The sequence below is a fragment of the Enterocloster bolteae genome (genome assembly GCF_002234575.2).
GTDB lineage: Bacteria > Bacillota > Clostridia > Lachnospirales > Lachnospiraceae > Enterocloster > Enterocloster bolteae.
This window is the reverse complement of the sequence record NZ_CP022464.2, coordinates 6,014,580-6,039,851: the sequence shown is the minus strand read 5'-3', so window position 1 is coordinate 6,039,851 and position 25,272 is coordinate 6,014,580. Positions and strand designations below refer to the sequence as shown.

Sequence of the window (25,272 nt, the reverse complement as noted above, 5' to 3'; positions counted from 1 at the left end):
ATATTTCCCCAAACCATCCGGAAAAGCACATTGTACAGCCTTTGCTTTTTCGGATGGTTTCCCGGCATAAGTTTTTATTTCTGGGCTGTTTCGATCCTGCTGCAGGTGGCTCCTTCTATGAAGGAGGCTTCAATGATTTTGGATACAGGATTTTCCGGCGGGTTGACCACCAGCTCAAACAATTCAAGGGATATTTCACGCAGATTCTGCTGGACAGTGGTTATCTGGGGCTGATGGAGATTGCTGATCACATTATCAAATCCCACAATGGACATGTCTGCGGGAATCTTTAATCCCAGGGAATATGCGGCGTTCAAAGCTCCTAAGGCAATGATGTCGTTACAGCAGATGATTGCCGTAGGGGCGGCTGGAAGGGAGAGGAAGTAATTAAGAGCCTGGCTTCCGGCCTGAAGAGTCAGCTGGGGATTTTTGTCGTAAATATATTCCTGGATAATGGGGAGTCCCTTTCCTGTCATTGTTTCTATGTAGCCATTCTGTCTGGAAATAACAGAATCCATGGGTGTTTTACAGCCGACAAAGGCAATTTTTCTGTGCCCAAGGTTGTAGAGGTAGTCCACAATTGGCTGCATCATCTGTCTGTTATTAGAACGTACGCTGGAGAACTTGCCGTGGGTTTTTCGGTCCAGGAATGCAATTGGAATATGAATCTTGCAGGCTTCGAAGATATCGGAATCAACACCCTCTGTCAGGATGATGCCGGCACATCGGTTAGCCAGGCAGAAGTAAAGATACTTCTTTTCAAGCTCCGGGCTGCTTCCTGTATCACAAATAAGGAGCATATAGTTGTGTTCCAGACATATCTGGTTCAGTTCTTTAATCAGGCTGATGAAAAAAGGGTTCTCCATGTCATATATAAACACGGCAATGGTATTGCTTGTCTTGGAAAAGATTTTCTTGACAGGCTGGTTTGGGATATAGTTATATTCCTCAATTACTTTTTGTACTTTCTTTCTGACCTTTTCAGATGTCATTTCTGGATTATTGATAACCCGGGATACAGTTGCAGTAGAGACTCCCGCCAGTTTGGCAATATCCCTGATTCCGATGTATCCGCTATTTTCCGGACGCCCTTCCTTGTTCATACGATTTCTCCTCCTGGTCCTGAAAGGGTGAAACTTGTTTCATGAAAAGAAAAAATAAGTTTCATCCGACCATATCATATTATAGTTTAAATAAAATTAAATGTAAATACGTAAAAATGTAACAGTTTTACTTTGCGCATCAAACGATTGTAGTGTGCAGCATGGATGGACAAGGAAAAATCGCTAAAAAAGAGAAAAAACAATGAATTAATATGAAAAATGCACAAATATATTATTGACAAGAATGAGATAAAGTGCTATATTGAAAATGTAACAAGTTACATACACGAAGTGAATGTGAGGGGTGGAACATGAATACAAGAACGGAAAGGTTGAGAAAACGGTTATTTGATACAGACCCGCGTATTTGTCCGGAGCGGTGTATCTATTTTACGGAGTCCATGAAGGAGACAGAGGGAAAACCAAATGCTTTGAGGCGGTCCCAGGCATTTTATGATGTGCTGAGCCGTATGACGGTCTATGTGAATGCAGATGAGCTGATTGTGGGAAACCAGGCACAGTGGCCTAAAGCCTCCCCGATCTATCCGGAGTACTCCACAGACTGGCTGGAAGCGGAGTTAAATGGTACACCTTTTTTCCCGGATAAAAGACCGGGTGATAAATTTTACTATACCCAGGAAGATAAAGACAAAATATTAGAATGTGTGGATTACTGGAAGGGAAAGTCCTTATATGAAAATCTGAGAAAGACCCTTCCCGAGAAAATCAACCAGGCCTGGGATGCCAATGTGATAGATGATACATGGGTGTCTGCAGCGGGCCTGGGCAATGTAATTGTAGATTATAAAGGCGTGGTAGATAAAGGCTTATCCGATGTCATGAGACGGATAGAGAATAAGCTTAAGAGGCTGGACCCCAGAGAACCGGGCAATACACGAAAAAGATGGTTTCTTGAAGCGGCCCTTCAGGGCAATCAGGCCGTGGTGATGTTTTCGGGCCGTATTGCTGACTGCTGCAAAGAGCAGGCAGAGCAGGAAAAGGATGAGACACGCAGAAGGGAACTTCTTAAGCTGGAGGACATATGCAGGAATGTTCCGCTGAATCCGGCCAGGACCTTCCATGAGGCGGTTCAGTCCATCTACATGATTCTGCTGGCAGTCCATCTGGAATCCAATGGGCATGCTATCTCACTGGGGCGTTTTGACCAGTATGTGAATCCTTATTATAAGAGGGATTTGGAGGAAGGCAGAATCACAAGAGAAGAGGCCCTGGAGATAGTCGAGTGCTTCTTCATCAAATGCAATGAACTTAATAAGCTCAGGAGCTGGCCGGATACAGAATTTTTCCTGGGATACCAGATGTTCATTAATCTTGCCATTGCGGGCCAGACAGTGGATGGGAAGGATGCAACCAATGAAGTTTCCCATCTGTGTGTGGAAGCATGTGAAAATGTCAGACTCTTTACCCCGTCCGTATCCATTAAGTGGTTCGAGGGAACCAGTGATGGGTTCATGATGAAGGCGTTAAAGGCTGCGCAAAGGCATCAGGGCGGGCAGCCGGCATTTTACAATGATAAGGCATTTATCAGGACGCTTAAGAATATGGGAATTGCCGAGGAAGACCGGGTGGACTGGGTTCCGGACGGATGTATCGAGGCATCCATTCCTGGAAAATGGGATTTTGCGGCCAAAGGCCCATGGCTGAATGTGGAAAAGGTACTTGAAATCACTCTCCACGGCGGCACGGATCCTAAGACCGGATACCATTTTGTGGATTTGGAGAAACGTGCAGAGGACTGCGGCAGTGTAAGGGAGCTGATGGAATTATATAAACAGACCCTGGATTATTTTATGGGACTGCAGGTGGAAACGGAACATATCAATGATGAAATTCATATACAGCAGGACATCAACGCATTCCGTTCATCCCTGGTATATGACTGTATAGAGAGGGCCATGGACCTTGTAGAGGGCGGTTCCGTGTACTCAGCAGACGGCGGGCCTACTGCGGGTACCATCAGCGCAGGGGATTCCCTGGCAGCATTGGACGAAATTGTATTTAATCAGAAGCTTCTGACCATGGAGCAGGTGCTTCATGCCATGAGCACCAATTATGAGGATATGGAGACAGTGCCTGCCGGACCGGAAATCAGGGCCATACTGTTAAACAAGGCACCTAAGTTTGGAAATGATGACGAGAGAGCTGACAAGTGGGTAGTTGAACTGGAGGACTATATTGGCTCCAGCTACAGGTATAAATACAGAAGTTCCAAGTATGGAAAAGGGCCGGTGCCCTGCTGTTACTCCTACAGCCAGAGTCCTGTGACAGGTAACATTGCTTTTGGGAAGAGCATTGGAGCCACGCCGGACGGACGCAAGGCCGGACAGCCGGTGAATAATGGAATTTCCCCTGCCAATGGCTCGGAGAAAAAAGGCGCCACGGCCGCCTGCAATTCAGTCATGAAACTGCCCAGCATATGGTTCCAGAAAGGGGCGATATTCAACATGCGCCTGTCCAAAGGAGCGCTGGATACGGATGAGAATAAAGAGAAGGTAATTGCCATGATTAAGGTGCTGTTTGAAAACTACGGACAGCAGATCCAGTTTAATGTGGTGGATAACAAGGTGTTCAAGAAGGCAATGGAGCATCCGGATGAATATAAGGATTTGATGGTCAGAGTTTCGGGTTATAGTGCACTGTTTACATCGCTGTCCCCGGAGTGCCAGATGGATGTAATAAACAGGGCGGAGCTGGAATTATAGCTAAAGTACCGCAATGCGGTGTATGAGCCGGCGGATGACGAACAGGGGGAATCACAGACATGGGGGTTTGCAATGTATTTAATATAGAACGGTTCGCAACAGAGGATGGCCGCGGTATCCGCACCGTTATATTTTTAAAGGGCTGTTCCCTGCGTTGCAGATGGTGTGCAAACCCCGAATCCCAGAGAGCGGGGACCGAGGTTCTGGTTAAGACAAATGTCTGCATCAACTGTGCAAGATGCAGCGTTCTGTGTCCGGAAAAAGCCATAAGCTACATGGAAGGTTATGGCTTTATTACGGACCAGAGCAAGTGCAGGCAATGCGGTGTGTGCATCAGGGAGTGTTATGCGGACGCCAGGGAGATGATGGGGAGAAAATACAACGAGGAAGAGCTTCTGACTGAGATACTGAAGGACCGTCAATATTATGGGATGTCCGGCGGCGGCGTTACGTTCAGCGGAGGAGAACCGCTGTATTACAGTGAAATCATAGGAGCTGTCGGAGAGCAGATGCACCGGAGAGGTTATAATACCCTGGTTGAAACATGCGGGCATGTCCCCCAAAAGGCATTGGAAGACATAAACGGGCATGTTGACTCTATATATTATGACTTCAAACAGATCGATCCTGATAAGCATAAGGAGCTTACGGGCGTGGACAATACCTTGATACTCAGCAATCTGGAATGGCTGTGCGGTCATTACAGCGGGGAACTGTCGGTCAGATATCCTTATATTCCGGGATGCAATGATGATGAGGCGTCCATCAATGGTTTTTTTGAGTACATAAAGAGTTTGGATCATATCTCTGAGATTGTATTTCTACCCTATCACAGGCTGGGGCTGCCGAAGTATCAGGGGTTAGGACGTGCATATGAGATGGGGAATATGCCGTCCCTTAAGAAAGCAGACTTGTTATTCCTGGTACAGCGGGCAGAAAAATACGGTCTGAAAATAAAAATTCAATAAGAGAGGGGCAGGGGTGTTGATGAAGCGGAATATGGTAGCGTTTGACTGCGGTAATTCATCATGCAGGGTTATTCTGGGGGTGTATGACGGAGAACAGATAACCACGGAGGTCATTTCCCAGATACCAAATTACATGGTCAGGGTACATCAGTATTTTTACTGGGATATACTGATGATTTACCAAAAACTGTTAGAGGGATTGAAAGAGGCGGTAAAGCGGGCCGGAACCATCCATTCAATCGGGATCTGTACATGGGGCGTGGATTTTGCGCTGTTTGACAATCAGGGACTTATGATTCAGAATCCATTGTCATACAGGAACAGCATAGGGGCAGAGGTTCTGGAACAGATGTCAGATGAGCAGAGAACATATCTGTTCAGGCAGACGGGTATCCTTTGCGATAAAATTAATTCGGTTAATATGATTAAGGGAATGATGGAAAAAATGCAGTCCATGTTTTCCCATGGACATAAGCTTCTCATGATTCCGGATATCTTAAACTATCTCTTTACAGGCTGTATGGTGAATGAGCCCAGCGAATTGTCAACGACCCAGCTGATGGATGCCAGAAAAAGGGAACTCAGTGAAGAAGCATTGAAAACAATGGAAATACCATCCGGCCTGTTTGCGCCTATTGGGAGACACGGTACTGCCATTGGCACGCTTCACTCCAATGTAAAGGAAATTCTGGGCATATCGTATGATGTACCGGTTATTTGTGTGCCGTCCCATGATACGGCTGCCGCGGTCCTGGCCATTCCGGCAGAGGAGGAAGAATTTTTGTTTGTCAGCACAGGGACCTGGGCGCTTATCGGCATGGAGTTAGAGGAACCAATCGTGAACGAAGAGGTGAGAAAAAGATGCCTGACCAACGAGATAGGGGCATTTGATAATATCACCCTGCTGCGGAACAGTGCGGGTATGTTCATTATCCAACGCATTAAGGAGGAATATGAAGGGGAACATGGGGCCATAGGCTGGGAGGAGCTTAACAGCCTTGGAGACTGCCATGAGGGGGCGGCTCCGCTGTTTCCTGTCAACGATTCCAGATTTTTCAATCCCGTACATATGTCTGATGAGATATGGAATTATCTTGTTAAGACCGGTCAGGCTTCCGGAGAAAAAGACTGGGGTACAATCATATGCAGCTTTCAAAACTCCATGGCGCTGAGCTTTGCCTCGGTGATACAGGGTCTGGAGGAAATCAGCGGAAAGAAAAAAGACACTGTCTATATGGTAGGCGGCGGCTCGCGGAATGTGAGGCTGTGTCAGATGACAGCAGATGCAACAGGCAAGAAGGTAGTGACAGGGGGCAAGGAGAGTACGTCCCTGGGAAATCTGGGCGCACAGCTTAAGTACTTTAAGCCTGAGATGACAGTGGGGGAAATCAGGCGCCTATTGGGAACAGGCATTGAGAGTGCGGCTTATTGCTGTGGCAAAGATTCCGGCGAGGCATTGAAACGGTATCAAAAACTAGAAGGGTAAGGGGGCCTGTCCATGGACGGATGTATATTGAGGATGTGCGGGATTAACAAAAGTTTTTTTGGTGTTCCTGTACTGAAAAATGCGCAGCTTGAGGTGCTTCCCGGTGAGGTTCACGTTCTTTTGGGAGAAAATGGAGCGGGTAAATCCACGTTAATTAAAATTCTGTCCGGTGCATACGGACGGGAAGGCGGGGACATACAGCTTGACGGCAGGGAGCTGGCGCCTATGACGCCGAAGGAGGCTTTGGACGCCGGTATCAGCGTGATTTACCAGGAATTTAATCTTGTACCGGATTTGCCTGTATATGAAAATATATTCATTGGAAAGGAATACGGCCAGGGGCTTCTTGTGGACCATAAGCGTGCCATAAAAGAGGCAGAGGGGTACATGAAGCGGGTCGGTCTGGAGGTAAGTCCCAAGACACTGGTCCGTGAGCTGAGTGTGGCCCAGAAACAGCTGGTTGAGATAGCCAAGGCCATATCCAATCATGTAAAGGTCCTGGTTCTGGATGAACCCACAGCGGCCATTACGGATAAAGAGACAAACATGCTTTTTGGAATTATCCGTGAACTTCAAAAAGAAAAAATCGGAATTGTATACATTTCCCACCGCATGAGCGAGTTGTTCGAGATTGGAGACAGGTGCACGGTCATGCGTGACGGTGAGTATATAGGAACCGTAAAATTATCCGAAACCACAGAGGACCAGCTGACAAAGATGATGGTGGGACGCACAGTCAGCTTTGAAAAGATTGCCAATGAAGCAGTTGACATGAATCAGGTTGTATTAAAGGTTGAGAAGCTGAGATACAAGGAGTTTTTAAAGGACATATCATTTGAGCTGCACAAGGGCGAAATACTGGGATTTGCCGGATTAGTGGGAGCGGGCAGGACAGAAGTGGCAAAATGCATGATAGGCGCTTACAGAAAAGATGGGGGAACTGTTACGTATAAGGGTGAAACATTGTCCAACAGCCTGTCCAGGAATATTGAAAAGGGAATCGTCTATCTGAGCGAGGACAGGAAGGACGAGGGACTTGTGCTCATGCACTCTGTCATGGATAATATAGCGTTGCCTAACTTAAAACAGCTTGCCAAACCGTTTATCCGCAAAAAGGAGATGGCGGATCGCGCAAAGGATTACATCAAAAGCCTGCGGATTAAAACCCATACACATCTTACGGAAGCCAAGAACCTGTCCGGAGGAAACCAGCAGAAGGTGGTTATTGCAAAGTGGCTGTATTCCAATGCGGATGTATATATATTTGACGAACCCACAAGGGGAATTGATGTAGGGGCGCGTGACGAAATATACAATATTATGTATGACCTGGTCAATCAGGGGGCCTCTATCATAATGATATCCTCCGATCTTGTGGAAGTACTTAAGATGTGCGACCGGGTTGCGGTTATGAGGGAAGGCGTCCTGGAGGCTATATTGGACAACAGTCCGGATTTGACGCAGGAAACCATATTAAAATATGCGATGCAGGGAGGATTATAGGTATGGAGAGCTACAAAGAGGGTGTTAAGGCAAAACTGCCGGCCTTGACTTTATATCTGGGACTGGTTGTTATTTTTATTGTATTTGCTGTAATCTGCAGCATGATGGGAAAGAATTTTCTGACCCTTAATAACATGTTCAATATCATAACCCAGGCCAGCATTATTTCCATCATTGCAATCGGCGCCTCCCTTGTCATTGTCACAGGCGGTATTGATTTGAGCGTTGGGTCTATTGTGGGATTTGTGGGTATATTTGGAGGACTGATTCTGAAGGCTGGTATGCCCTTGATTGCCATGGGGATTTTGTGTATCGCGGCCGGCGCTGCCTTTGGCCTGGTCAATGGCTGTCTGGTCAGCTACGGAAAGGTACCGCCCTTCATTGTGACGCTGGGAGCCATGCAGATCGCCAGGGGATTGGCGCTTCTGATTAACGGAGGACAGCCCATATCCAGCTTCCCTAAGGGGCTGGGCAGTCTGATGGCTTCAAAGGTGCTGGGGACGGTTCCTGTCTCCGTCATATATGTATTTGTGTTCTACGCAGTGATTATTTTTGTCATGGCATATACAAAGTTCGGCAGGCACGTCTATGCCGCAGGCGGCAATATCTGCGCCGCCAGGCTTTCAGGAATCAATGTAAACCGAACCGTGCTTATGGTATATGTTTTAAGCGGCATATTTGCAGCCATTGGAGGCATCATGCTTTTGTCACGCCTTACATATGCAGACCCGAATGCCGGATCTGGTTATGAGATGAATGCCATCGCTTCCGCGGTTATCGGATGAATCTCTTTATCAGGCGGAAAGGGGAAGATCGGAAATACACTGGTGGGAGCCATTATTCTCAGTACTCTGACCTGCGGACTCCAGATCATGAATGTTGCCACCTATTACCAGACCATTGTCACAGGCATCGTCATTATAGCCGCGGTGTTTGCGGATAAGAAGAAAGAACGCCAGAGTGAGTAGGAAAGCTAAATACATTAAGTATTTGCAAATAAAGGAGGAAATTGATTATGAAGCGAAACATGACGGCAGCAGTGATGGCATTGGCAATGAGCACGGTTATGTCGGCGGCGGCACTTAGCGGATGCGGAAGTACCCCGAAGGAGACTGTGCCGGAGACGGCCAAGGAACAGCAGACAGATGCCCAGACCGCGGATGCAACTGGGGAAAGCGGGAAGGACGAAGAAAGCAGCGCAGAAGCGGCATCGGGTAACTATGGAGATAAGACCATTGGATTTGTGGGGATGACTTTAAACAACGAATACCATATTACCCTGGCTAACGGCGCTAAAGTAGAAGCAGAGGCAAAGGGGGTCAAGATTGAGGTCCAGGCCGGAGACCAGCATGCCAGCGCTGATGCGCAGCTTGGCATTATTGAGAATATGATTGCCAACAAGGTGGACGGAATCCTGCTGGTTCCCAGTTCTTCCGACGGTTTGGAATCCGCCCTTACAAAATGTAAGGAAGCAGGCATTCCTATCATCAATCTGGATACAAAGCTGACGGATGAGAGCCTTGCCAATGTAGGCCTGGATATTCCGTTTTACGGAACCAACAATTATGAAGGCGCCAAACTGGCAGGCGAATATGTGGCGAAAAACTTTGAGAAGGGAACAAAGACAGCCATACTCAAAGGGATTGAAGGACAGACCAATGCAGCGGACCGTTACAATGGATTCATAGAAGGCGCCGGGGACACGGTAACTGTTGTGGCTGAACAGACGGCAAACTGGGAAGTGGACCAGGGATATACAGCTGCCCAGAACATCATAAGCGCTAATCCGGATGTTGAACTTTTCTTCTGCTGCAACGACAATATGGGTATCGGAGCCTTAAGAGCCATCAAGGAAGCCAATATGCAGGAACAGATTCAGATTATCGGATTTGATGCGGTAAGCGAAGCCCTGAACCTGGTGGAAAACGGAGAGTTTCTGGCAACTGTGGCACAGTATCCGGCTGAAATGGGAAAATTGGGCGTGGACAATATGCTGAAAATATTTGACGGCGGTGAGGCGGAATCCTATATTGACACCGGAACGGAAGTTATTACAAAGGACAATGTAGGAGAGTTCAAGGATTACCTAAAGACTTTTGAGTAGGAACAGGGCTGGAGTTTTGAGACGGATTTTTCATATGGGAATCAAACATACTTCAGGCCATAAAAAATAAGGGCTGCCTGCCGGCAGCAGAATGAGAGGCAGAAATGGACTTTAAAAAATGCATTGTAGAGAGCGGTAAAAAGCTGGAGAATTCAGGTCTTACTGTAGAAACGTGGGGAAATATCAGTATCCGCGATCCTGAGACCGGACTGGTATACTTAACGCCCAGCGCCATGAAATACAGTACCATTGTGGAAGACGATGTAGTGGTCTGCAGGCTGGATGGAACAATCGTGGAGGGTCACAGAAAACCAACTATTGAGACAGGGCTGCACCTGGCTATATACAGAAACAGAGAAGAGGTAAACGCAGTCATCCATACCCATCCTATGTATTCCATGGTATACGCTACGCAGGGAAAGGATATTCCCCTGATAATAGATGAGGCGGCCCAGGCCATGGGAGATACCTGTAAATGTACACAGTATGCACTGCCTGGTTCTGAAGAACTGGCAGACCAATGTGAAAAGGCGTTGGGAAAGGAAGCCAACTCCTGCCTTCTGCATTCCCACGGAGCAGTCTGTGTGGGTGAGAATATGGACGCAGCGTTTAAGGTAGCAACAGTCCTGGAAGCAACAGCCAGAATTCTTTACATGATTGAAGCCACGGGCGGAAAACCGGCAGGGATATCACCTGAAAATGTAGCGGTGATGAAGGATTTTGCCAAAAATCATTATGGCCAGGGGAAATAGCGGGTTATAAGAGAGAATCAGAACATAAAAGGCAGCAGTGTATTGCGCTGCTGCCTTTTGTTTTGCCGTGGATATAAGGTGAACAAAACAAAAAAAGCCTCTTCAAGGCTTTTTCTCATTTTACAGAGCAGGTGATGGGAATCGAACCCACGTATCTAGCTTGGAAGGCTAGTGTTCTACCATTGAACTACACCTGCGTAATGACCGCTTCGCTATGTGGTCAGTGCCCAAAGTCGGAATCGAACCAACGACACGAGGATTTTCAGTCCTCTGCTCTACCAACTGAGCTATCTGGGCATTTGTCTATGGGAACAATCAGGAATCATCAGTAATTATCCTTACAAGCTCTGTTCCATCAGCGACATCAACAATTTTACAAGATTTCTCCAATATTGTCAAGATGAAATTTGAGTAAAATAACCTTAATTCGCCGTAATTTGTTTTTGTCATACCCACAGATATAAAAATCCGCCTTCATTCCTGCGTATTTGAGTAAACAAAAAGACATGGACAGTATGCCATGTCTTTAAGAATATCCTGTTACACATACTCCTTACGCCCGCTGGCATCCGCAATGCCTTCCTCTTCCCTGTATTTGGCAACGGTCCGGCGGGAGATGGATATGCCGCGTTCTGCCAGCTTTTCACCCAGAAGGCGGTCGCTGTAAGGCTTCTTTTTGTTTTCTTCCTCTATGATTTCCCGAAGCACACGCTTGATGTCTGCGGCAGTCACGGACTGGGTACCGCTTTCGCTGCTGCTGCTTTCCTGGACAGCCACACTGCGCGAGAAGAAAAAGTTCATGGGGTATACACCCCAGGAGCACTGAAGGTATTTCTTGCTGACAGCTCTGCTGACTGTGGATTCGTGGATGTCCAGTTCCTGGGCGATATCTGCCAGCCTTAAGGGATTCAGGTGGGCAGGTCCGAAGGTGAAGAACTCCTCCTGGTGTTCAAGAATGGCCCGAGATACCTGCATCAGCGTCTTTCCGCGCTGGGTTACACACTGTTTGACCCACTCGGCCTGCCGGATTTTATTGCCCAGATACTCCTTGAGTTCAGAGGATTCAGGATTCTGGTTCATCTGGCGGTAGTAGCTGTTAAGCTCAATGGTGGGATACATGGATTCATTCAGCAGGATGTCAAAATGGTCCTTGAACTTTACAATGGTCACATCCGGGATGATGTAGCGGAGCTGGTCCCTGCTGCTGAAGGATACACCCGGTTTGGGATTCAGGGATTTAATAATCTGACAGTAACCCGCAGTTTCAGTGGGAGAGAGGCGCAGCTTCCTGGCAATGGCCGGAATCTGGTTTTTGGCAACCATTTCCAGGCAGTTGTCGATGATGGATTCCAGTACCGGGGTCAGTATGTCCCTGCGTTCCAGCTGCAGTTTCAGGCATTCCTCCAGTGTACGTGCGCAGACGCCGGATGGGTCCAGGGCCTGGAGATCAGACAGGAGATCTTCCACTATCTCAGTATCGGTCCCAAAGTAGGAGGCAATTGTCTCTGTGCTCTCTTCCAGGTAGCCCTTGTTGTCAAGACATTCCAGCATGAACTTGATGATTTCCGTTTCCTGGTCCGTGAAGTTTTCCGTGATGAGCTGGGACCACAGATAGTCCTGAAGAGTCTCGCCGTCGTCCGTGTTAATGTTCCAGCTGGATTTAAAGTCGTAGTCATCATCATTATTCTGGCGCTGGTACAGATAGTAATTCTCCTCATTGAAAGAATTAAGCCATTCCTGCTGTTCAATGGACTCGCGCTGCTCTTCAGCAGTGGGGGGCTCCACAATGTCGATTACCGGGTTTTCCAATGCCAGTTCATTGATATAAGTATTCAGCTCCTGGGAGGTCATCTGAAGAATCTCAGCTGACTGAATCATCCGCTGTGACAAAGTCTGGGTTTGCTTTACCTGTAATTTTAGGTCCATAACACTTCCTTCTTTCGTGATATCTCATAATGCATCAGAGCGTGTTTAAAAATTGTGTTCCGCCAGATGGCGGGCAGGCGGTTTCAAACAGGCTCCGGAGAGGTGATGATTGCGCCGGGCAGTATGAGGCAGAAACATGTTTCCGGTCTGCCCTGGAAAATTTTAATGAAATAATTATAACACAGATGGCCTTTTGGTACAATGATGCACTTGGACATTTAAAGAGGCGGAAAGAAAGCTTCTGCGTGTAATCAGAAGCTAAGTGCACCCGTGCAGCTGGCTCCGCAAATCAGCCTTTAAAATCCTGTGGAGGCATGTTATAATATCGCCATGGTCCAGACCGCGGGGAAATGGCTGGGATCAGGCAGATGCCGGCGTCCTGTAATGCATTTTCAGGCACCCTGCGGACGGAAGAATGAATTCAGGAAGGAAAATATTTCATGTTATTTAGTTCCATGATATTTTTATGGCTGTTCCTGCCCTTTGTGCTGGTCGTAAATCTGTTGCTGCCCATCCGGCTAAGCAACTTCTTTCTGCTGGCAATGAGTTTTATTTTCTATGCATGGGGAGAGCAGGAGTATATATGGCTTCTCCTTTTGTCCCTGGCTGTGAATTATGCAGGTGCTTTGGGCATAGAGGCTGTGCGGGGCAGCAGGCCGGCGGCTGGGGAAGCTGCTGGAGCGGCAGGGGTTACGGCAGGGACTGCCGTCAGTACAGACAGCCAGACGGCTTCCGGTGCCGGCAAGCACACTCTCTTTACCCCGGATAAGCTGCTCCTTGTGCTGCTGGTGGCGGTGAACCTGGGTTTTTTAGGGTATTTTAAATACTTTGATTTCCTGACCGGCCTGGTCAATAAGCTGACGGGGGGCACTGTGGCGGAGCCAAAGAACCTGCTGCTGCCGGTGGGCATCTCATTTTACACATTTCAGATGATATCGTATGTGGCGGATGTGTACCGGGGGACCACAGGGGCCGAGAGGAACCTGCTGAACCTGGGACTTTACATGTCCTTTTTTCCTAAGATGATACAGGGACCCATCGAGCGCTATCAGAGTATGGGTGCGCGCATCAGAAACCGCCATGTGACGCCGGAACTGTTTGCATGCGGAGCAAGGCGCTTTATCTACGGACTGGGAAAAAAGGTTATACTTGCCAACCAGTTCGGAAGCGTGGTGGACAAGGTTCTGGCCAATCCCATGGACCAGATTAGCGGAGGTTTGGGATGGTATGTGGGAATCCTGTATACACTGCAGATTTATTTTGATTTTTCCGGTTATTCCGATATGGCGGTGGGCCTTGGTAAAATGCTGGGCTTTGAGCTGACGGAGAACTTTAATTATCCATATCTGGCCAGGTCCGTGGGAGAGTTCTGGCGCAGATGGCATATATCTCTCTCCAGCTGGTTCAAGGACTACCTTTACATTCCTCTTGGCGGAAGCAGGAAGGGGACATTTGTTACCTGCCGTAATCTGATGATCGTATTTATCTGTACCGGATTCTGGCATGGCGCGGGCCTGTCCTTTATTGCGTGGGGAATGTATTACGGCTGCCTGCAGGTGGCGGAACGGCTGTTTTTAAAGCGGCGGCTGGAGTGTCTGCCAGCGGCGGTCAGTTATATTTATATGTTTTTTGTTACCGTGGTGGGATGGACCATGTTCCGGGCGGATTCGTTGACCCGGGGACTTATGCTGCTTAAGCAGATGTTTCTTCTGCGCCCGGGGATTTATGATACGGCCATGTATATGAGCCATAAGACCATAGTCTATATGGTGATAGGGATTGTGCTGTGCGGTCCGTTTCAGGCCCTGGTTCCCTGTTTTAAGAAACATATGCAGGACGGCAGAAGCATTTACCTGTCTGAAAGCCTGGGACTTATACTGCTGTTTGCATACTCGATTGTGATGGCTGTGGGCAGCACTTATAATCCGTTTATCTATTTCCGGTTTTAGAGAGGAGGCAGCAGGTGAGACAACGCATAAAAGCATATATATTTGCAGGCATGTTCCTGGGGATGATGATACTGCCCGGACTCCTGTTCATACCTCTTAAGGATTATGTGGACACGGAGAATTACGAGAACCGGGTTTACCAGGAAAAGCCGGTTCTTAATTTCAGGAATCTTTCTGCAGCGGACCTTAAATCCTATCCGGGGCAGTATGACGCCTACTTTAATGACCATCTGGCCTTTAAGAATCCCATTGTGGCCTTTGGGAAATTGGCGGACATTCATGTGTTTGGGGAAGTCACGTCCGATGCCGTTCTTATGGGAAAGGACGGATGGATGTTCTATAAGCTGAAAGGGGAAATGGAGGACAGCATTGCGGACTACCAGGGAACCAATCATTACAGTGTTGATGAGATGGAACGGTTTGGGGCGCTGCTTAAGCAGGCGGAGGAAAATCTGGCCTCCAGAGGGATAAAGCTGGTTTTCTATATGGTTCCCAATAAGGAGCAGGTATACAGCGAGTTTATGCCCTCATCCGTGAAGGTGGTTCAGGAACAGTCCAAGGCGGATTTGCTGTACGAATATCTGAAAGAGAATACGGACTGTGATGTGTACTACCCCCTGGATGAGTTCAGAAAGGCCAAGGATGACTGGTGCCAGATATACAGGAAGTATGATACTCATTGGAATGATATGGGGGCATTTATGGCATCCCAGATGGTGATACAGGACATAGACGGGGAGCCGTTCGGACCGGAGTCATACCGCTCTTATGATATTGAAAACAGAGGAACCTTCAGCGGGGACCTGGCAACCATGCTGAATCTTCAGAAGTATTATGACGATGACCCATTCCTTAAAGTGTCAGGCTACAGGGAGGATGTGTCCTTTGAAATGGATTACCAGAATGAACATGAGACCATCACCCACTACTCCTCAGACGCAGAGGAAAAAGCAGAAAGAATCCTTATTTGCAGGGACTCCTTCGGGGTACACATGGCTGAGTACTTTGCCAGGAACTACCCGGATGTGACGCTGATGGATTACCGGACAGAGGACTGCGGGGCGGCTGCCCTTGAGATTCAGCCGGACGCAGTGGTGATTGAGGTGGCGGAACGGTATACGGATTACATGTTCGGACTGCTGGAACGTCTGGGTACCATCGGAAGCGGGGATGGGATTCTGAAAGAGGCAACTGCGGACTGAAACAGGCGGAATGAAAAATACGGCAGCGAATCGGATGAGTGTTCACCGGATTTCGCTGCCGCTGTTTTATATTAGATTTGATTTTAATCGCTGTATAAGACATGGTAAAAAACGCTGTTCCACGGGAAAATTGTGCCGAAGCCTACCCGGCCAGAAATCCTTTTCCGATGATTTCGCTGGAGTTGGATATCAGCATGAAGGCCGTGGGTTCAATGGTGCGGATATAGTTGCGCAGCTTTAATGCCTGGCTGCGTTTCATGGTGGTCATGATTACGGTCTTTTCATGATGGGTAAAGGCTCCCTGCGCATGGTATACCGTGGCGCTGCGGTGCAGCGTGTTGATGATATAGTCGCAAATCGGATCCGGGTCGTCACAGATAATATTAAAGCATTTGCACAGATTCAGATTCTCAATCACATCGTCGATGACCAGGGATTTGGCCGCCAGGCCGATGGTGGAGAACAGTCCTGTCTCAGGCCCGAAGATGAAGAATGAGGAGGCCACGGCCGCCACATCCACCAGCATGAGAACGGTTCCTATGTTAAGGCTGGTATATTTCTTAAGTATCATGGCGATGATATCTGTACCGCCGCTGGAAGCGCCCAGATTAAAGAGGATGGCTGTGCCCACTGCCGGCAGGAAGATGGCGAACAGCAGCTCCAGCAAAGGCTCTGTTGTCAGCGGCCTGCTTAAAGGACAGACACGTTCCAGCAGGGACAGGCTGATGGACATGACCATACTTGCATAAACGGTCTTTATTCCAAAACCCTTACCCAGGAAAATGAACCCTAAAACCAGCAGTGAGGTGTTCACAATAAATGTGAAATCACTGGCAGACCAACGGCTGATTTCGCTTACTACAGTGGAAAAGCCTGTGACGCCTCCGAATGCAAAATGATTGGGGAACTTGAAAAAGTAGATTCCAACCACCATAATCCAGATGCTTACTGTAATGATGCCATATTCGGCGGCAGTGCGCCAAAATGGACTTTTGATATCGCTCATAATCCCTGCTTCCCTTACCTGATCCGGATGACGGATATGCGGGAAGTTTACCCCCTTTGCGGCATGAATGCCACGTATTCATTGTTGTTCCAACCATATAATAGGATGAAACGACTACAAGTGCAATCACATTTTTTGTTGAAACAGCCACAAGTATATAACTGTAGCCGGGAAAGTGTTGTGAATAAAGGAGAATACAGTATTTGGGGTATATGTGGTGCAAAAACAGCTTGTAACCACTATATATATGGTTTATAATGGTGAGCGTGACATCTGGAAATGGTATGCTTGGATGTCAGGAATTAGATAAGGACAGGAACCGGCAGGAGAAAAGTAAGAGGAAGCCGGAGAAAATGAGATAAGGTGAGATAAGGAGAGCAAAAGGACATCATGGCGGATACGAAAGTAGAGATAGATTTGGACTATAAAGGGCTGGAACAATGTCTGGAAGAAATCGGAAGGGATTTTCAGGGGGAGGGATATGGACTGGATCGTCTGCTTGAGAGATACCGCTCCTTCCGCAAGCCGGGAATGGGGCCGGCTGAGGGAATGGAAGCCCTGATTCGGTCCGCGGCGGAACTGACTTCCAAGGAAACACCCCTGTGGGAATTTGCAGCGGCCAGGCTGCGGTACTGCGGTTTTGCCTGTGAGGTGGAGGAACAGCTTAAGGGACTGGGAATTAAGGGACTGTATGAAAAGATTTCATATCTGACGGAACAGGGGTTATATGGTGATTATATCCTGAAGCATTACAGCCGGGAGGAGATAGAAGAGGCGGAAGGATTTCTTGATGATGAGAGAAATAAGCTCTTTACCTATGCGGGACTGGATTTGCTGCTTAAGCGGTATGTGATCCAGGACCACAGCCATCATCCGTTAGAGACGCCCCAGGAAATGTATCTGGGCATTTCCCTGCACCTGGCCATGAAGGAAAGTAAGGATTGCAGGATGCAATGGGTGCGCCGGTTTTATGATATGCTCAGCCGTATGCAGGTTACCATGGCCACCCCAACCCTGTCCAATGCCAGGAAACCGTACCATCAGCTTTCCAGTTGTTTTATTGACACTGTGCCGGATAGCCTGGAAGGAATTTACAGAAGCGTGGACAACTTTGCACAGGTCAGTAAATTTGGCGGGGGCATGGGCTTGTATTTCGGAAAGGTCAGAGCAACGGGAAGCAGGATTCGGGGATTTGAGGGGGCTGCCGGAGGCGTGATCCGCTGGATTAAGCTGGTGAACGATACGGCTGTGGCAGTGGACCAGCTGGGGATGCGCCAGGGCGCTGCCGCGGTTTATCTGGACGCCTGGCACAAGGATCTGCCGGAGTTTCTTCAGCTTCGTACTAATAACGGGGATGACCGTATGAAGGCCCACGACATTTTCCCGGCCGTGTGTTTTCCTGATTTATTCTGGAAGATGGCTGAGGAGAATCTGGACCAGGACTGGCATCTGATGTGCCCTCATGAGATCCGGACCGTCAAGGGATACTGCCTGGAGGACTGCTATGGGGAGCTGTGGGAGGAACGGTATCTGGACTGCGTGGGAGATGACAGGATATCCAAGCGCACTGTGCTGTTAAAGGATGTGGTACGCCTGATTATCAAGTCCGCGGTGGAGACAGGCACACCATTTATCTTTAACCGGGATACGGTAAACCGGGCCAACCCCAACAGCCACCGGGGCATTATATACTGTTCCAACCTGTGCACCGAGATTGCCCAGAACATGTCTCCTATAGAAAGTGTGTCAACTCAGGTGCTGGAGGTTAATGGGGAGACCGCGGTGGTCCAGACCACACGGCCGGGAGATTTTGTTGTCTGTAATCTGGCCAGCCTCTGTCTGGGGGCGATTGATGTGGATGATCCGGATGAAGTGGAGTATATTGCCGCCAGTGCTGTGAGGGCATTGGATAATGTAATTGACCTGAATTTTTATCCCCTGGCCTACGCCGGAATTACCAATCAGAATTACAGAGGAATCGGTCTGGGAGTCAGCGGTTACCATCATATGCTGGCAAAGCACGGCATACGGTGGGAGAGCGAGGAACATCTGGTCTTTGCGGACCAGGTGTTTGAGCGGATTCATTACGCGGCTGTCAGGGCCAGCGCCAATCTGGCGGCTGAGAAGGGATGCTACCGGTATTTTGAGGGAAGCGAATGGCAGACAGGGGCATACTTTGAGAAGCGGGGGCTTGTGAGCAGGGAATGGAAAGAGCTGGCAGAACAGGTGGCAGAGCACGGAATGCGCAATGCCTATCTCCTGGCTGTGGCGCCTACCAGCAGCACCAGCATACTCTCCGGTACAACGGCAGGCCTGGATCCTGTGATGAAGCGGTTTTATCTGGAAGAGAAAAAGAACGCCATCCTTCCCAGGGTGGCCCCGGATCTGACACCCAGGACCTTCTGGCTGTATAAAAGCGGATACACCATGGATCAGACCTGGACGGTGCGGGCCGCAGGCGTGCGCCAGAGGCATATTGACCAGGCCCAGAGCGTGAATCTGTACATTACTAACGATTATACCATGCGGCAGCTGCTGAACCTCTATATACTGGCCTGGGAGAGCGGCGTAAAGACCCTCTACTATGTGCGCAGCAAGTCTTTGGAGGTGGAGGAGTGCGAGAGCTGTTCCAGTTAAGCTGCTGTTGAAAGGTATAGAAAGGCATGTAAGAAAGGATTTTTGATATGAGTATATTGTCAGCCAAGCCCCTGTTTAACCCTCAGGGCGATACGGATAAGAACAGCCGGAGGATGATAGGCGGAAATACCACCAATCTCAACGACTTTAATAATATGAAATACACCTGGGCCAGCAGCTGGTACCGCCAGGCCATGAATAATTTCTGGATTCCGGAGGAAATCAACCTCAGCGCGGATTTAAAGGATTATAAGAACCTGACGGCTGCGGAGCGCACTGCCTATGATAAGATACTGAGCTTTCTGGTGTTCTTAGATTCCATCCAGACAGCAAACCTGCCCTGTATTGCCCAGTATATCACAGCCAATGAGGTGAATCTGTGCCTTACCATACAGGGATTTCAGGAGGCGGTGCACAGCCAGAGCTACAGCTATATGCTGGATTCCATCTGCAGTCCGGTGGAGCGGGACAGAATATTGTACCAGTGGAAGGAGGATGAACACCTTCTGCGCCGTAATACATTTATAGGAAATCTGTATAATGAATTCCAGGAGAAGAAGGATGATGTGACCCTTCTCAGGGTCATCATGGCCAACTATATCCTGGAGGGCATTTATTTTTACAGCGGGTTCATGTTTTTTTATAACCTGGGAAGGGGCGGCAAGATGCCCGGAAGCGTCCAGGAAATCCGGTATATCAACCGGGATGAGAATACCCATTTGTGGTTATTCCGCAGCATGATTGCCGAACTCAGGAAAGAGGAACCGCAGTTATTCACGCCTAAGATGGTAGATATGCTCAGGTCCATGCTGGAGGAGGGCGTGGCTCAGGAAATCCAGTGGGGATGCTATGTGATTGGCGATGATGTTCCGGGTCTGACCAGAGAAATGGTTACGGACTACATACGGTATCTGGGAAACCTGCGCTGGAGCGGGCTGGGCTTCGGCACCTTGTACGAGGGGTATGACGAGGAGCCGCAGTCCATGAAATGGGTGAACCAGTATTCCAATGCAAATATGGTGAAAACAGACTTTTTTGAGGCAAAGAGCACGGCTTATGCAAAAAGCGCTGCCATTGTTGATGATTTATAGATAAGGGGGTATAATGGGGCAGGGATACCGGCATGGGAAGCAGTGTCAGATGCAGTGTCAGACGCAGGAACAGATGCAGGAGCAGACGCCTGGTATCCGATTATATGATTGACAGGAGGAGCGATAACGTGACAGCAGAAGAGGGGGACCGCAGGACCTGGGAGCTGGCAGGACAGCTGGTACAGATTGACAGTTCTGATCCGGGAGCCTATGAGGGCCAAATTGAACAGTGGATATATGAATGGTTTACAAAAGAGATAGAGGAAAAGGCAGGAGCGCTTAAGAACCAAATTGAACTGGTCCAAAGAGAAGTGATGCCGGGCCGTTTTAATCTTATGGCCCGCATACCGGGAAAAGAACAAGCTCCGGCGCCTGCCCTTGTGTACATATGCCATATGGATACGGTGATGCTGGGGGAGGGATGGGAGGAAGAGACTCCTGCCCTGGGAGCAGTGGTAAAGGAAGGCCGCCTGTACGGAAGAGGTGCCTGTGACATGAAGTCAGGCCTGGCCTGCGCCATGTCTGCATTTTCAGATATGGTGGAATTGACCGGAAGCACAGGGGAGCTTCCGGCGCGTCCCTTTGTATTCATAGGAACCGTGGATGAGGAAGATTTTATGCGGGGAGTGGAAAGCGCTATCCGCGACGGCTGGGTAGACAGGGAAGACTGGATACTGGATACGGAACCAACGGACGGCCAGATTCAGGTAGCCCATAAGGGCCGGACCTGGTTTGAACTGACCATACAGGGAATCACAGCCCATGCCAGTAATCCATGGAAGGGCGCTGACGCCATTGCCGCCATGGCAGAGGCAGTCAGCCATATTCGGAAGGCCATCGGCAGCTGTCCGCCCCATGAGGATCTGGGCATGTCTACGGTGACCTTTGGGCAGATCACAGGGGGATACCGTCCCTATGTTGTGCCGGATTCCTGTAAGGTATGGATTGACATGCGTCTGGTGCCGCCTACGGATACAGCGGCAGCGAAGAATATAGTAGAGGAAGCTGTAAAGGCGGCAGAAGCTGAGATTGCAGGGGTCAGGGGCAGTTACCTCATTACGGGTGACCGTCCTTATGTGGAAAAGGACAGCAGTTCCCGGCTTCTGGCCAGCCTTAAGTCTGTCTGCGACCGTGTGACGGGAGAGGACACACCTATCGGTTCTTTTAACGGCTATACGGATACGGCGGTTATCGCAGGAACCCTGGGCAACTGCAACTGCATGTCTTATGGTCCCGGCAGCCTGGAACTGGCCCATAAGCCCAATGAGTATGTGCCCTATGAGGATGTGTGCCGCTGCAGGCGTGTTCTGACTGAGCTGGCACGGCAGGAGACATTCTTTCCCTTTGCCTTTTAAAGTCAAATGTGCTATAGTGTAACCAGTTTAAATTAAAGGAGAAGCTAAGGATGAAAAATACTGCATTGGTAATCATGGCTGCCGGTATCGGAAGCCGCTTTGGAGGCGGCATCAAGCAGCTGGAGCCCGTGGGACCCAACGGCGAGATTATCATGGATTATTCAATCCACGATGCCATGGAAGCGGGATTTAATAAGGTAATATTCATTATCAGGAGAGATCTTGAAAAAGATTTTAAGGAAATCATAGGACACAGAATAGAGAAACTCCTTCCGGTGGAGTACGCATACCAGGAACTGGAGGACCTTCCGGCCGGTTATGAAGTGACGCCCGGGAGGACCAAACCATGGGGAACAGGCCAGGCAGTCCTTTCTGTGAAGGGTATGGTAGACGGACCGTTCCTTGTGATTAATGCAGATGATTATTACGGACGGGAAGGATTTCGCAGGATTCACGATTACATGGCAGAGCATATGGACTCACAGTCTGAGCTCTATGATATCTGCATGGGAGGTTTTGTGCTGTCCAACACCCTCAGCGATAACGGTACAGTGACCAGAGGCGTGTGCCAGGTAGATGAGGAAGGTTATCTGACAAACGTGACAGAGACTTATAATATCCAGATGAAGGAAGATGGGCTCCATGCCACGGATGAGAGCGGCGCGCCTGTAACCATCAGCCCGTCCCAGCCGGTTTCCATGAATATGTGGGGGCTTCCGGCCAGCTTTGTCCAGGAGCTGGAGAAGGGATTCCCGGTATTTTTGGACAATCTGAAAGAGGGTGATATTAAATCAGAATACCTTCTTCCTAAAATCATAGACAATCTGGTACAGAATAAGAAGGCGAGAGTGACCGTCCTTGACACCCCGGATAAATGGTTTGGCGTTACCTACAGGGAAGATAAACAGGCCGTGGCGGACGCTATCAGAGGGCTGATCCAATCAGGGGTATATAAGGAGAAGCTGTTTTAATTAAGAGGATACTACGGACTGAAGACATAAGCAGTATATAATAAAAAACTGCCCGGCCGGAACTGCCCCAAAGGTTCTGGCCCGGCCATGATATGGCAGACAGGCAGACAGGGACATGCGGATACTGTCAATCCGTGTGTCCTTTTTTCATGCATAATTTCAAATACCCAAGCCTATACTATAAAAACAGCCCACTTAAGCCGGGCGATGATTATAACATGTTTGGGTGGACAACTTAGCTATGAAATTATGGAAAACATTTAACGTACAAAAACGGGAAGACATATCTTATTATAATACATCAGAAGGTTTTGAAACAGAGGGCTTTGCCATGCACCTGGACCGGCTTATCAGAGAGGAGATGGCAGCCAAGGGAAAGGACGGAATCATGTTCCTGTGTATCGGCACAGACCGGTCTACCGGAGACAGCCTGGGCCCTCTGGTGGGACATATGCTCCGCAGCCGGCGGCTTAAGGGAGCCGCGGTCATCGGAACACTTGACAAGCCGGTCCATGCCATGAATCTGGATTTGTACGCCAGGTATATACGGCTTCACTATCCTGACTATGTGGTGGTTGCCATTGATGCTTCGGTGGGAAGCCTGGACCATGTGGGATACGCGACCCTGGGGCGGGGAGCGCTTCAGCCGGGACTGGGAGTGTCCAAGGAACTGCAGGCCGTGGGTGACATAGCCATAACCGGAATCGTAGGCGGAGTGGGCAGCCGGGATCCGGTCATGCTCCAGAGCGTGCGCCTGTCCATGGTGATGAAAATGGCGGACTGTATTTGCGAAAGCATTTTTCTTGTCGAACGATTATGGGAAAATGCTGCCATAATATGACAAATTCTGCGCCGGGAATCTGCTATGCTTGTTTGGATTAAAAACAGCGGGGTGATTCTATGGGAGAATTATATGAACCCTTCCCTAAGCTGCCGAAGAATTTCCGGCAGATAGGTGAGAGGGACCAGGTTTTAAAATTATATCTGGAAGATTATGTAAATACTTATTTAAAACGCCTCCAGCCGGCAAAGGGGGCTGATTTGCGTGTGGGTCTGCTTTTGGGAAGCAGGGAGACCCATGAGGACATACCCTTTGTTTTTGTGGATGGAGCCCTGGAAATGGATTCAGTTACCGAGGAAGGCGGAAAAGTGGCCTTCACCGAGGATGCCTGGAAAAAGGCCTACCAGGATGTGGAGCAGATGTTTCCCAAACGCACGGTCCAGGGATGGTTTCTCTGCGCAGGACCCGGCTGTACCTTAAGCCCTCTGACTTATTGGAAGCAGCACAGTCAGTATTTTACGGGAAAGAACCAGCTCATGTATCTGAACTGCGGTCTGGAGGGCGAGGAAGCTGTTTACATAACATCCTCTGACGGATTTTACAAGTTGAGAGGATACAGCATATATTATGAGCGCAATCAGATGATGCAGGATTACATGATACTGCGCAAGGATGTGCCAAGGGCAGAAACAGGAGTGGATGATAAGGTCATCCAGAACTTTAAGCAGAAAATGGACGAGCGAAGGGTGGAGGCAGGACGCCACCGGAGCACGGTGGGAGTTTTGTCGGGTCTGTGCAGCGTCCTGGCTGTGACGGTACTGGCAGGCGGCGTGGCCATGTTCAATAATTATCAGAAATTGCACCAGATGGAAAGTGTGATTGCGTCCGTGGTGCCGGAAGGAAATATAAAGGACGGCCTGATGGCGTTTACAGGTAAGGGCGGAACAGAAAATCCTTCCGGAAAGGGCTGGTCCGCTGCGGACGAGCCTGATTATGTGATTGAGGAGGCATCGGGAAAGGTATATCCCACTACGGCCCCGTCACCGGAGAATGGAGACGAAAAGCCTTCCAGGGTGACACCGGAAACACTGGCACCGTCAAATAGCGGCCAGACAGGCGGGACAGGCCAGGGAAGCGGCCAGACGGCGGCAGCGGATCAGGGAAGCGGCCAGTCAGCGGCATCAGGCCAGGGAAGCGGCCAGACGGCGGCATCGGACCGGGGAAGCGGTCAGACAGCGGCACCGGACCAGGGAAGCGGCCAGACTGCGGCATCGGGCCAGGGAAGCGGTCAGACAGCAGCGGCCGGTCAGGGAAGCGGCCAGTCAGCAGCATCAGGTCAGAGCAGCAGCCAGAAGGGCGGGACGGGCCAGGAAAATGGCCAGACATCCGGCAAGGGTGAGTCCCAGACTGATTCAGCCCAGAAGAAAAATGAACAGACGGAGTCCGGTAATAGCCAGGCGGCAGCCCAGACAAAAGCTCCGGCCGATGATTCCACTCTGCCGCCAACCGGAGGAAGAGGGGAAGCTGATGACCAGACTGTGTCTTCTGCCAGCTACAAGGTGTATACCGTGGCGGATGGGGAGACATTGTACGGAATCTGCTTTAAGCTGTATCATAATCTGCAGCATATAGATGAAATCTGCAGGGTTAATTCCCTGACAGATGAAAACAGCATATTTGCAGGTCAAAAGCTTTTGATTCCATAAGTATATGCC

The 25,272-nt window shown here is 49.2% G+C and carries 19 protein-coding genes and 2 tRNA genes; 16 read left to right on the top strand and 5 right to left on the bottom strand.

Translation table 11 applies throughout. From position 1 onward, the window contains the following. Nucleotides 1-74: 74 nt before the first annotated feature. Entirely contained in the window at nt 75-1,103 is a 1,029-nt protein-coding gene (locus tag CGC65_RS28040; protein ID WP_002566889.1) for a LacI family DNA-binding transcriptional regulator, read from the bottom strand. A gap of 311 nt (nt 1,104-1,414) precedes the next feature. Here CGC65_RS28040 and CGC65_RS28035 point away from each other — a divergent pair, with 311 nt between their 5' ends. From CGC65_RS28035 to CGC65_RS28005, 8 genes are all read left to right on the top strand, one after another. Next, a complete protein-coding gene (locus tag CGC65_RS28035) occupies nt 1,415-3,826 on the top strand; it encodes a glycyl radical protein (RefSeq protein WP_002566888.1) in 2,412 nt (803 codons plus the stop codon). 59 nt (nt 3,827-3,885) lie between these two features. Then, nucleotides 3,886-4,794 (top strand): glycyl-radical enzyme activating protein, encoded by a 909-nt coding sequence (locus CGC65_RS28030; RefSeq protein WP_002566887.1) that lies wholly within the window; start codon nt 3,886-3,888, stop codon nt 4,792-4,794. Between the two features lie 19 nt (nt 4,795-4,813). After that, entirely contained in the window at nt 4,814-6,280 is a 1,467-nt protein-coding gene (locus CGC65_RS28025) for a rhamnulokinase (protein ID WP_002566886.1), read from the top strand. A 12-nt stretch (nt 6,281-6,292) separates the two neighbouring features. Continuing rightward, nucleotides 6,293-7,783: a sugar ABC transporter ATP-binding protein gene (locus CGC65_RS28020; protein ID WP_002566885.1), complete on the top strand. Its 1,491-nt coding sequence runs from the start codon at nt 6,293-6,295 to the stop codon at nt 7,781-7,783. A gap of 2 nt (nt 7,784-7,785) precedes the next feature. Beyond that, nucleotides 7,786-8,568, top strand: a complete 783-nt coding sequence (locus tag CGC65_RS28015) for an ABC transporter permease (protein WP_002566884.1) — start codon at nt 7,786-7,788, stop codon at nt 8,566-8,568. Between the two features lie 42 nt (nt 8,569-8,610). After that, entirely contained in the window at nt 8,611-8,751 is a 141-nt protein-coding gene (locus CGC65_RS31975) for a hypothetical protein (RefSeq protein WP_007036689.1), read from the top strand. Between the two features lie 47 nt (nt 8,752-8,798). Then, complete coding sequence (locus CGC65_RS28010) at nt 8,799-9,887, top strand: sugar ABC transporter substrate-binding protein (protein ID WP_002566883.1); 1,089 nt, start codon at nt 8,799-8,801, stop codon at nt 9,885-9,887. A gap of 104 nt (nt 9,888-9,991) precedes the next feature. Continuing rightward, the gene (locus CGC65_RS28005; protein WP_002566882.1) at nt 9,992-10,639 is read left to right on the top strand and encodes a class II aldolase/adducin family protein; all 648 of its coding nucleotides are present in this window, start codon (nt 9,992-9,994) and stop codon (nt 10,637-10,639) included. A 126-nt stretch (nt 10,640-10,765) separates the two neighbouring features. Here CGC65_RS28005 and CGC65_RS28000 read toward each other — a convergent pair. The 3 genes from CGC65_RS28000 to rpoN all read right to left on the bottom strand — a co-directional run bounded on the left by CGC65_RS28000 (nt 10,766) and on the right by rpoN (nt 12,565). After that, nucleotides 10,766-10,836: transfer RNA gene (locus tag CGC65_RS28000), tRNA-Gly, on the bottom strand. A gap of 27 nt (nt 10,837-10,863) precedes the next feature. After that, nucleotides 10,864-10,936, bottom strand: a tRNA-Phe gene (locus tag CGC65_RS27995). Nucleotides 10,937-11,179: 243 nt separating this feature from the next. Further along, nucleotides 11,180-12,565, bottom strand: a complete 1,386-nt coding sequence (gene rpoN, locus CGC65_RS27990) for an RNA polymerase factor sigma-54 (RefSeq protein ID WP_002566881.1) — start codon at nt 12,563-12,565, stop codon at nt 11,180-11,182. Between the two features lie 440 nt (nt 12,566-13,005). Here rpoN and CGC65_RS27980 point away from each other — a divergent pair, with 440 nt between their 5' ends. Beyond that, complete coding sequence (locus CGC65_RS27980) at nt 13,006-14,514, top strand: MBOAT family O-acyltransferase (RefSeq protein WP_002566880.1); 1,509 nt, start codon at nt 13,006-13,008, stop codon at nt 14,512-14,514. Nucleotides 14,515-14,528: 14 nt separating this feature from the next. Beyond that, nucleotides 14,529-15,716 carry an alginate O-acetyltransferase AlgX-related protein gene (locus CGC65_RS27975; RefSeq protein ID WP_002566879.1) on the top strand — a complete coding sequence of 396 codons (1,188 nt, stop codon included), beginning with the start codon at nt 14,529-14,531 and terminating at the stop codon, nt 15,714-15,716. 142 nt (nt 15,717-15,858) lie between these two features. On the opposite strand, the gene CGC65_RS27970 is transcribed toward CGC65_RS27975, so the two are convergent. Continuing rightward, entirely contained in the window at nt 15,859-16,722 is an 864-nt protein-coding gene (locus CGC65_RS27970) for a YitT family protein (protein WP_002566878.1), read from the bottom strand. Between the two features lie 390 nt (nt 16,723-17,112). Here CGC65_RS27970 and CGC65_RS27965 point away from each other — a divergent pair, with 390 nt between their 5' ends. From CGC65_RS27965 to CGC65_RS27940, 6 genes are all read left to right on the top strand, one after another. Then, the gene (locus CGC65_RS27965) at nt 17,113-19,359 is read left to right on the top strand and encodes a ribonucleoside-diphosphate reductase subunit alpha (protein WP_002566877.1); all 2,247 of its coding nucleotides are present in this window, start codon (nt 17,113-17,115) and stop codon (nt 19,357-19,359) included. 47 nt (nt 19,360-19,406) lie between these two features. Beyond that, nucleotides 19,407-20,450 carry a ribonucleotide-diphosphate reductase subunit beta gene (locus CGC65_RS27960; RefSeq protein ID WP_002566876.1) on the top strand — a complete coding sequence of 348 codons (1,044 nt, stop codon included), beginning with the start codon at nt 19,407-19,409 and terminating at the stop codon, nt 20,448-20,450. 32 nt (nt 20,451-20,482) lie between these two features. Then, on the top strand, nt 20,483-21,805 hold the full coding sequence (locus CGC65_RS27955) for a M20 family metallopeptidase (protein ID WP_002566875.1): 1,323 nt from the start codon (nt 20,483-20,485) through the stop codon (nt 21,803-21,805). Nucleotides 21,806-21,855: 50 nt separating this feature from the next. Beyond that, nucleotides 21,856-22,776, top strand: coding sequence for a sugar phosphate nucleotidyltransferase (locus CGC65_RS27950; protein WP_002566874.1), 921 nt, complete (start codon nt 21,856-21,858; stop codon nt 22,774-22,776). 331 nt (nt 22,777-23,107) lie between these two features. Further along, nucleotides 23,108-23,617, top strand: a complete 510-nt coding sequence (yyaC, locus tag CGC65_RS27945) for a spore protease YyaC (protein WP_002566873.1) — start codon at nt 23,108-23,110, stop codon at nt 23,615-23,617. Nucleotides 23,618-23,676: 59 nt separating this feature from the next. Next, nucleotides 23,677-25,263: a LysM peptidoglycan-binding domain-containing protein gene (locus tag CGC65_RS27940; protein WP_002566872.1), complete on the top strand. Its 1,587-nt coding sequence runs from the start codon at nt 23,677-23,679 to the stop codon at nt 25,261-25,263. Nucleotides 25,264-25,272: the final 9 nt, after the last annotated feature.